The organism is Mycobacterium sp., assembly GCF_049280035.1.
Lineage (GTDB): Bacteria > Actinomycetota > Actinomycetes > Mycobacteriales > Mycobacteriaceae > Mycobacterium.
In genome coordinates this window covers 1-8,887 of record NZ_JBAPPI010000177.1, presented here as the reverse complement: position 1 = coordinate 8,887, position 8,887 = coordinate 1, and the positions used below count along the sequence as shown (strand labels likewise).

General features: G+C 64.4%; 9 protein-coding genes. 3 read left to right on the top strand and 6 right to left on the bottom strand.

The features are described from left to right. Positions 1-455, bottom strand: a 455-nt coding sequence (locus tag WAN71_RS05845; protein WP_422224428.1) for a transglutaminase N-terminal domain-containing protein, incomplete at its 3' end; no start/stop codon positions are given. A gap of 174 nt (positions 456-629) precedes the next feature. Between WAN71_RS05845 and WAN71_RS05840 the strand changes: the two genes are divergently transcribed. After that, on the top strand, positions 630-1,019 hold the full coding sequence (locus tag WAN71_RS05840) for an MmcQ/YjbR family DNA-binding protein (protein ID WP_422224427.1): 390 nt from the start codon (positions 630-632) through the stop codon (positions 1,017-1,019). Between the two features lie 264 nt (positions 1,020-1,283). Further along, positions 1,284-1,727, top strand: coding sequence for a transglycosylase family protein (locus WAN71_RS05835; RefSeq protein WP_422224426.1), 444 nt, complete (start codon positions 1,284-1,286; stop codon positions 1,725-1,727). 38 nt (positions 1,728-1,765) lie between these two features. Here the strand turns inward: WAN71_RS05835 and WAN71_RS05830 are convergent, their stop codons facing one another. Both WAN71_RS05830 and aspS read right to left on the bottom strand, forming a co-directional pair. Continuing rightward, entirely contained in the window at positions 1,766-2,203 is a 438-nt protein-coding gene (locus WAN71_RS05830; RefSeq protein WP_422224425.1) for a nitroreductase family deazaflavin-dependent oxidoreductase, read from the bottom strand. A gap of 28 nt (positions 2,204-2,231) precedes the next feature. After that, on the bottom strand, positions 2,232-4,016 hold the full coding sequence (aspS, locus tag WAN71_RS05825; protein ID WP_422224424.1) for an aspartate--tRNA ligase: 1,785 nt from the start codon (positions 4,014-4,016) through the stop codon (positions 2,232-2,234). Between the two features lie 39 nt (positions 4,017-4,055). On the opposite strand from aspS, the gene WAN71_RS05820 reads away from it, so the two are divergent. Beyond that, positions 4,056-4,949, top strand: coding sequence for an oxidoreductase (locus WAN71_RS05820; protein ID WP_422224423.1), 894 nt, complete (start codon positions 4,056-4,058; stop codon positions 4,947-4,949). Positions 4,950-4,987: 38 nt separating this feature from the next. Here the strand turns inward: WAN71_RS05820 and WAN71_RS05815 are convergent, their stop codons facing one another. The 3 genes from WAN71_RS05815 to WAN71_RS05805 form a co-directional block, all read right to left on the bottom strand. Next, positions 4,988-6,385 carry a hypothetical protein gene (locus WAN71_RS05815; protein ID WP_422224422.1) on the bottom strand — a complete coding sequence of 466 codons (1,398 nt, stop codon included), beginning with the start codon at positions 6,383-6,385 and terminating at the stop codon, positions 4,988-4,990. A 128-nt stretch (positions 6,386-6,513) separates the two neighbouring features. Next, complete coding sequence (locus WAN71_RS05810; protein ID WP_422224421.1) at positions 6,514-7,629, bottom strand: sulfotransferase family protein; 1,116 nt, start codon at positions 7,627-7,629, stop codon at positions 6,514-6,516. Continuing rightward, a complete protein-coding gene (locus WAN71_RS05805) occupies positions 7,629-8,678 on the bottom strand; it encodes a 3-oxoacyl-ACP synthase III family protein (protein ID WP_422224420.1) in 1,050 nt (349 codons plus the stop codon). Before WAN71_RS05805 ends, WAN71_RS05810 begins: the two co-directional genes overlap by 1 nt. Positions 8,679-8,887: the final 209 nt, after the last annotated feature.

Genomic DNA, 8,887 nt, shown 5'->3' with positions numbered 1-8,887 from the left:
GTGTGGATCCGCGACGTGAGATCGCGCAGTACCTCGATCAGCGGTCGTCCGGGGGCGAAGCTGGGCGCGGCGTACTCGCGTACCCCGTCGGTGATCTCGGGCGGATCCAGGTCCAAGGCGAACTCGGTGGCCAACGCGCCGCGCGCTCCGACCGGGCGGGCCTGCTCCCATCGGGCCTGCGCCGGCCCGCTGCCCCAACGCTCGGGCGACGGCGGATACACCTCGACGATCGACTCGCTGGTGATGGTCAGGGTCTGGTGGGGCTCGGTGACATGGAAATACGAGCTGGTGTTGCCGTAGGTGTCCCGGCTGGTTGAGCTGTCGGCGGGCGGTGGTGAGATCCGCAGCTCGTGGAACAGGCAGCGCTGGCGGGCCAGGTCACGCGGGGTCAGGAACCCCCGCCCGTAGGAACTGGTCACCACGTGGGAGTAGCGGTATTCGGTGCGGTGGGTGATCCGGTAGCGGGCCCCCGGGCTCGGCGGATGCTGATCGGGTGCGAGCGGCTCGTCGGGAAGTACGAGGTCGTCGGCCACAGCTGCCACACTAACCACCCCTGAGGCGCAGCGACGGCCGAACAACGCTGGGCCACGATCCGCAGCGTGGGCCGTTTCCGGGGAGCACAATGAGTCATGGCCACGTGGGAGGACGTCGCCAGCATCGTCGGCGAGCTCCCGCTCGCCGAGGAGCGGTCACCGCGGGAATGGCGGGTCGGCAAGAAGCTGATCGCCTGGGAGCGGCCGCTGCGCAAGTCCGATCGGGAAGCACTGACCGCGTTAGGGATTGCGCCGCCTGCGGGCGACATTCTCGGCGTCCGGGTGGCCGACGAGGGCGTCAAGTTCGCGTTGATCGCCGACGAACCGGACGTCTACCTCACTACCCCACATTTCGACGGTTATCCGGCGGTGCTGGTCAACCTCGCCGAGATCGACGAGCTGGGACTGCGTGAGGTGATTGTCGAGGCGTGGCTGACCCAGGCCCCGAAACGGCTAGTGCAGGAGTTTCTCGGCGAGGTCACCTAAAAGCCGACCCGCTGAGCGCGTCAGCCTCAGAAGTATCAGATGTCACTCTGATAACATCAGCAACTTTAGACACTCTAGACAACTTAATCACGACTAGATAACTCTAGCAACGTTAGAAGTCATAAGTATCAATTGCAACAATAATCACCCTAATTGACTTAAATGAACTCCAGCAACTAGAAACGCCGGCGCACCAAAGATCTCATTAAATTGCTAAAGTCCCACCCGTTGACAGTTTTCACGCTGGTTTGTTACACGTGTTAAATGAGTTATTTACGGGGGACACTGAGTATTCAATCGGTGTGCAAATCGCTGGTGATATCGGCGGTAGTGGTATTGGGGATATCGCTCGTCATTGACCCCACCACCGGGGTGGCGTACGCCGAAGGCATGGACTGGGACGCCGTCGCGCAGTGCGAATCGGGCGGCAACTGGAGGGAAGACACCGGCAACGGGTTTTACGGCGGCCTGCAATTCAAGCAGTCCACCTGGGACCAGAACGGCGGCATCGGTAACCCGGCCAATGCGTCACGGGACCAGCAGATCGCGGTAGCCAACCGGGTGCTGGCCACCCAGGGCCCTGAAGCCTGGCCCAAGTGCGGCGGCAACGGGGACCTCTTCCCGATTGAGGTCGTCAACATCCTGCGGTCCGGGCATCCGATACGCAGCACGCTGCAAAAGCTGTGGTCGCTGTCGGTCCCGCACTAACGGATTTGCCCGGTGTGATCCGGCCGTGATCGATCGAGCTAACGCAGTGGCTGCAGCTCGAAAACTGGGATCACCCGGGTCGTCTTCGCCTGATACTCGGCGAAACCCGGTGCTGCCGCGGTGATCTTGGGGAACAGCTCGTCGCGTTCGTCAAGCAGCAATTCACGGGCAGTCACGTCCGAGGATTCGCTGCCGATCTCGACGTGAGCCGAGGGGTTGGCGCGCAGATTATGCACCCACGCCGGGTTGACGTCCGCGCCGGCAAAAGACCCGATGATGAGCAGCTTGCCGTCGATACGGAAATAGGCCAACGGCGACACTCGCGGCTGACCGGACTTAGCACCCGTCGTGGTCAACAGCAACAGGTCGGCGCCCTGAAATTGGCCTCCGACCTTACCGTCGTTGGCCCTGAACTCGTCGGTGATGGTCTTGTTGAACGCTTTGAGCGTTTCGACATCCGGGATCTGTTGGCTCATGCCCGGTCAACCCAGCCAGGTCCGCCGTCTATTCCGTCGCCGAGCGTCGCTGCGACTCGGGCACCGCGTCGATGCCCGACTCCTTGCGCTGTTGCGCGGTGATCGGCGCCGGCGCGTCGGTAAGCGGGTCGACGCCACCACCGGACTTCGGGAACGCGATGACCTCGCGGATGGAGTCTTTGCCCGCTATCAGCGCGACGATGCGATCCCAACCGAATGCGATCCCACCGTGCGGCGGCGCACCGAAAGTGAAAGCGTCCAGCAAGAATCCGAACTTCTGCTGTGCCTCCGCTGCGCCGATACCCATCATCGCAAACACCCGCTCTTGAATGTCGCGGCGGTGGATACGAATTGAGCCGCCACCGATCTCGTTGCCGTTGCAGACGATGTCGTAGGCATCTGCCAGCGCGGTGCCCGGGGCGGTGTCGAAGATGGCCTCCGATTCCGACTTGGGCGCGGTGAAGGCGTGATGCACCGCGGTCCACGCGCCGGCGCCTACCGCGACCTCACCGGCGGCGGTGGCTTCGTCGGCCGGCTCGAACAGCGGGAAGTCCACCACCCAGGTGAAAGCCCAGGCTTCCGGGTCGATCAGGTTGAGCCGGTGAGCGATCTCCACGCGGGCGGCGCCCAACAACGCGCGCGACGTCTTGTCCGGCCCCGCCGAGAAGAAGATGCAGTCACCGGGCTGGGCCCCGACGTGTGCTGCCAAGCCCGCGCGTTCTGCGTCGGACAGATTCTTAGCGACCGGCCCGCCCAGCGTGCCGTCGTCGCCGACCAGCACGTACGCCAAACCCTTGTGCCCGCGCTGTTTGGCCCACTCCTGCCAGCCGTCCAGCGTGCGACGCGGCTGCGACGCTCCTCCAGCCATTACCACCGCACCCACATACGGCGCCTGGAACACCCGAAATGTGGTGTCTTTGAAGAAGTTTGTGCACTCGACCAGCTCGAGGGAGAATCGCAGGTCGGGCTTGTCCGAGCCGAACCGTCGCATCGCGTCCGCATAGCTGATCTGCGGCAACGGCAGCGGCACATCGTAGCCGATCAACGCCCATACCGCCTTGACCACCTGCTCGGAGATCGCGATGACGTCGTCGGCGTCAACGAAGCTCATCTCCATGTCGAGCTGGGTGAATTCCGGCTGACGGTCGGCCCGGAAGTCCTCGTCGCGGTAGCACCGGGCGATCTGATAGTAGCGCTCCATGCCGGCCACCATCAGCAGCTGCTTGAACAGCTGCGGGCTTTGCGGCAACGCATAGAACGAGCCGGGCTGCAGCCGGGCGGGCACCAAGAAGTCTCGGGCGCCCTCCGGTGTCGAGCGCGTCATCGTCGGGGTCTCGATCTCGACGAAGTCATGCGCGGCCAGCACGCCGCGGGCCGCGGCATTTACCTTGGAGCGCAACCGAATTGCCTCGCCTGGGCCGTCACGGCGCAGGTCGAGGTAGCGATAGCGCAGCCGGGTCTCCTCGCCGACGGGCTCGTCGAGCTGAAACGGCAGCGGCGCGCACTCCCCCAGCACGGTCAGCGACGTTGCGTTGACTTCGATCTCACCGGTCGCGATCTCGGGGTTGGCGTTGCCCTCCGGGCGAACCTCGACGACACCCTCGACGGCGATGCAGAATTCGGCGCGCAGCCGGTGGGCTTGGGCCAACACATCGTCGGCCCGGAACACCACCTGGGATACCCCCGTCGCGTCGCGCAGGTCGATGAAGATCACTCCACCGTGGTCGCGCCGACGCGCAACCCATCCGGCCAGCGTTACCTTGTGGCCCGCGTCGGCGGCGCGCAACGATCCGGAGGCATGACTGCGTAACACGACAGCACAGTCTAGAGGCGGGTAATTTCAAGCATCGTCATGGATGTCGTCAGAGAAGTAGCAGTTGTAGGTCCGGGTGCTGTCGGTACCACGGTCGCGGCATACCTATACGCCGCGGGGCACAAGCTACTGGTGTGCGGACGGACACCGCGAGCACAGATCGAACTGCGGCCCGACGGCGCCGATCCGATCGTGGTGCCTGGCCCGGTTTGCACCGATCCCGGCGAGGTGACCGGCCCGGTCGGGGTGGTCCTGCTGGCGATCAAAGCCACCCAGAACGACGACGGTGCTCGCTGGCTGGCCCGGCTGTGTGACGAGCACACCATCGTCGTCGTGCTGCAAAACGGTGTCGAGCAGGTCGAGCAGGTGCAGCCGCACTGCCCGTCGTCGACGGTGCTACCGGGCATCGTCTGGTACGGCGCCGAGACCCAGCCCGAAGGATGGGTAAGGCTACGCACCGACGTGCGACTGGTGCTGCCCGACGGCCCCGCCGCGGCCAAGATCGCCGACTTGTTGAACGGGGCCGGGTGCACGGTGGAGTGCGACCCGGACTTCACCACCGCGGCCTGGCGCAAGCTACTGGTGAACGCGCTCGCCGGGCTGATGGTACTGACCGGGCGACGGTCAGGGATGTTCCGCCGCGACGACGTGGCCGCGATGTCACGCCGCTACGTCGCCGAGTGCGCGGCGGTCGCCCGGGCCGAGGGCGCCAAGCTGGGTGACGACGATCTCAACGAGCTGGTCGATATGTTCCGCCAGGCGCCCACCGATATGGGCACCTCGATGCTGGCCGACCGCGAGGCCGGCCGCCCGCAGGAGTGGGACATCCGCAACGGGGTGATCATCCGCAAGGCACGTGGCCACGGAATCGCGACACCGATCGGCGACGTGCTGGTGCCGCTGTTCGCAGCCTCCAGCGACGGCCCGGGTTAGCGAGCAGCGGTCAGAACCCCAAAGGCTAGAAGCCAGTCTCAGAGGCCCAGGAACGTAACGCCGGCCAGATGTGCGGCTAGATCCAGGGTGGCGGGAATGGTGAAGTCGCCGAAGGGCGTAACGAAGGTATCCGAGATCACATCGCCGCCGGCGGTCGTGGAGGCAAGGTCGATGTAAATGTTCTCAAAGCCGCTGTCACCGAAGGTGAAAGTGTCGAACACCGAGCCGACCGGCGGAACGTCTCCCGCGGCCGTGCCTGCGGCACCTGACAAGTCGGACGTGACGAGGATTGTCCGGTCGATATCACCGTAGCTATCTGCAGCGGTACTGACGTCGGCGTTGAACGTCCCGGCCACAGTACCGAGGGCCGTGTTGTCAACGTCGAATTGCTGGTATCCCTGAATCACGACGTCCAAAGGCGGAACCCCGTTTATTCCGCTCAACACTGCGGTGGAAGCCGGAACGATCTCGTAATCGTCGGCCAACGGGACGGTTGCTCCGCCGGCGGCGACAAGTGCGGATGCGTCAAAGGTTTCGGGAATGTTTAAGTCGCCCGAGGGGGTCACCAAAGTTTCCGTGATCGTATCCGCGCCGCCAGGCGTTGTCGGGGCGAGGTCGGAGTAAACCAACTGGTAGCCGGGAAAATCGAGGGTGATGATGTTGAACACCGAGCCGACCGGCGGAACCTCCCCAGCGCCGGTGCCTGTGGCACCTGATGTCGAAGTGACAAGTATGGCCTCGGTGGCATTGCCGGCGAAATCCCAGGTTTTGACCGTCTCCGCATCGAAAGTTCCATCCGCAGTGGCGAATTCCTGCGGTCCCGGCTCGGCTACGGCGAACGGCGGAATGCCGCTTATCGCGGTGACGTCGTTGTCGGAAACGGGCACGAAGCCGTAGTCCTGGGTGACAAGCGTCGCTAGTTCGGCGATCGGAATTGCGGCTGCGTCGAAGGCGAGGGGGGTCGTGTAGTCCCCGAAAGGCGTAACAAACGTATCCGAGATCGTGTCCACACCGGATGTCGAGGTGAGGGCGGAGTAAATGTCGCCAAAGCCGCTATTACCGAACATGAAAGTGTCGAGCACCGAGCCGACCGGCGGAACGTCCCCAGCGGCCGTGCCTGTGGTACCTGAAACGTCCGAGGTGACAAGGATTTCTTCGTTGGTACCTCTGAAGAAGACGCCCGAAGTAGTGGCCTCGTAGGCGTCGAATTTCCCGACGACAGTACCGAGGGTCGTGTCGTCAACGTCGAATGTCCGGTATCCAAGAGCGCTAGCGTCGAACGCCGGAAGTGCCGTGTATAACCCGTAATAACTGGTGACCACTTCGGTGGAAGTTGGATCGGGAACGATGTCGTAGGCGTCGGCGAAGGCAGCGGCAGCTGGGAGGAATGCGGCACCCAGCAGCGCGCCGGCAGCCGCACCCAAGGCGCGGGACATACGTGGCCGATGCAACGAGGCGCTCCATTCAATGTGGCGGTGAGCTGGCCTGAGGCTAACCTGAGTTCCTTACTGACGTCTTGCAGTCTGCAGACCTGAGATCCGAACTTCAGGACGTGGCCGGCGCGTCAGCCGGCCCCGCTCGAGAGCCCGAACGCGTCGTAGGCGAAGCCGAGGTCGGCTCGGATGCGCTCGGGGTCGAGACCGAATTGCTGGGGAGAGTGCTCATGGCGGCTGGTGTAGCCGCGCTGCCGGTCGGCTTGCGCCCGAACCTCCTCCTGGAAGGCTTCGCTGGGCTCGATCTCGATGAAGTCGAGGATCCGCTTCATCGTCGGCTCGAGGTTCTGCAGTAGATCCTCGTAGCGGATCACGCACAGGTTTTGTTCAGGGACGAGGCCCGCTGAGGTCATGTCGTGGAAGTCGCGCAACATCGCGCACGAGGCCTGGTAGAGGTTCTCGATCCAGCGCCGTTGGTCCTCCTCCTTCGTGCGGATCCAGACGTCGTAGGCATTCTCCAGCACGCTGGCGAGCAGCGACATACCGGACGGGATGACCTCGACCGGATCGCGAACCACGTACACCAGCCGGCAGTCGGGGTAGCGGCGCAGCAGCGCGTCGAGCCGGAACGTGAGCATGCTCGACTTGACCAGGATGCGGTTGGCGCGCTTGAGGGTCAGGTTTCGGCGCCAGCAGGCCTCGTAGTAACGGAAGAAGCGCTCGTCCTCACGCGGAGTCACGCCCTCGATCCCGAACTCACGCCTCGACAGCTCACTGCCCCAAACATCCTGCCAGGCAAGGAAATACGCCCAGGCGAACGGACCGTCGAGGGTACGGAAAAACCACGCCACATCGTCGGTCTCGATACCGCGAAGGCTGGTGTCGTGCACGTCCGACGGGTGGTAACGCGCCGGCGACAGCCGGTCTAGCCGCGGGACGATCCGGCCGAGCAACTTACGTGCCGTAATGGCCGGAAACAGCATCTCCCACAGCTCGAAGGCGGCCATATCACCGGCTCCCAGCAGCAGCCGGTGCAGGAAGGTAGTGCCGCTGCGCGGGTTGCCGACGATGAAGATCGGCCGGTCGATCGCCTGCTTGCGGTGGTGGGGATAGACGAGATGGTCGAGGCCCAGCGTCGTCGCCGAGATCGCCTGGCGCACCTGCAGCAGCGTGAACGCGCCGAGCGGGCGAAACCATAACCCGAACGTCTTGGTGATGACCCGGTACAGGTGCAGGTAGCGGATCATCAGCCTTCCCACACCGCAGCGGCAGCCACGATGGTGAATCCGGCCGCTGCGCTGGCGACGACGATTTTGTCGCCGGCCTGCACCGTGCCGTTCCGGAGGCGGTAGTCCAGCGCGAGCGCCCACGAGGTGCTCGCCGTGTTCCCAAACAGCGAGTGGGTGTGCACACAGGCCTGCGGCCGCGCGCCGAGCTCGGCCAAGACCCGCTCCAGGACCGCCTCGCTCGGCTGGTGGAAGGCATAGTGGTCGACCTCTTCTGGCGACCATCCGGCGTCGGCCAGCAGTCGGCGAATCTCGGGCGGCACGTGAACCGCCAGCGCGAACAACTCCTTCGAATGCGACGTGAAATGCCCGTCGACCGGCGCGCGGCACAGGGCATAGTGCTCGGAAAGCGTCTTGTGCAAAACCCCGACCAGCCGTGCGCTGCCTGCCGGCAACGGCTCTCGCGAAATCAGCAGTGCGGCAGCGGCGTTACCGAGCGTCAGGCCGGCGACGCCTACCGCGACGTCTTCGAGCGACTGCATATCGTGGGTGATCCGGTCACGTGTCAGCTCGCCGGCGCAGATGAGCGCCGTTTGGATGTCGTCATGCAGGGCGAAATAGCCGGCGGCGACGTGCAGCGCCTCGATGAGTCCGGCGCAGGCGCAGGTCACATCTATGGCGTGCAGTGGCTTGGCGCCGAGGCGCCCTGCGACTTCGGCCGCGGTCGCCGGCTCGAACGCGTCACGCGCGATCCCGCCGTAGATGAGGAGGTCGATATCGGTTGCCGCCAAGCCGTTTTCGCGCAGGCAAGCGCTCGCTGCGCGGGCCGCGAACTCGCCCGGCGACAGCGCGGGGTCCTCGTCAAGGTAGCGCATCTTGGTGTTGCACCGGTCGAACACGTACCGGATGCTCTGCTCGATCGGCTCCCATTCAGCCGGTGGGCCGCGGAATGATTCGTGGACGCGCGACAGCGCCGCTTCGTTGTCGACAGCTTCGTCGGGAAGGACGGTTGCGGGTCGCGACAGGTAAAGGCGTGGAAGCTTCGAACAGTCGCTGGAGTCTCGAGACACGTACGTCCCCCGTTCTTTCAGGCGTCGCCGAACGGCTTCATCAATTAGCTCCACAAAGTACCTTGTCCCGTCGCGCTGCGGCTAGCTTAATCCGGATAATTGGACTTCCCCTGGTTAACGGGTTGTTCCGGTCAGTAAATGCCCTCCCACGCCAAGCGACGTGCCGCATCTGGGTCGTCGATGATGACGTCGGACACCGACCGGATGAC

What these genes read in the sequence shown, in the direction of transcription:
- WAN71_RS05830 (WP_422224425.1), bottom strand. Translation starts at nt 2,203, where the DNA reads ATGAGCCAACAGATCCCGGATGTCGAAACGCTCAAAGCGTTCAACAAG.
- WAN71_RS05810 (WP_422224421.1), bottom strand. Translation starts at nt 7,629, where the DNA reads ATGATCCGCTACCTGCACCTGTACCGGGTCATCACCAAGACGTTCGGG.
- WAN71_RS05835 (WP_422224426.1), top strand. Translation starts at nt 1,284, where the DNA reads ATGAGTTATTTACGGGGGACACTGAGTATTCAATCGGTGTGCAAATCG.
- WAN71_RS05815 (WP_422224422.1), bottom strand. Translation starts at nt 6,385, where the DNA reads ATGTCCCGCGCCTTGGGTGCGGCTGCCGGCGCGCTGCTGGGTGCCGCA.
- WAN71_RS05840 (WP_422224427.1), top strand. Translation starts at nt 630, where the DNA reads ATGGCCACGTGGGAGGACGTCGCCAGCATCGTCGGCGAGCTCCCGCTC.
- WAN71_RS05820 (WP_422224423.1), top strand. Translation starts at nt 4,056, where the DNA reads ATGGATGTCGTCAGAGAAGTAGCAGTTGTAGGTCCGGGTGCTGTCGGT.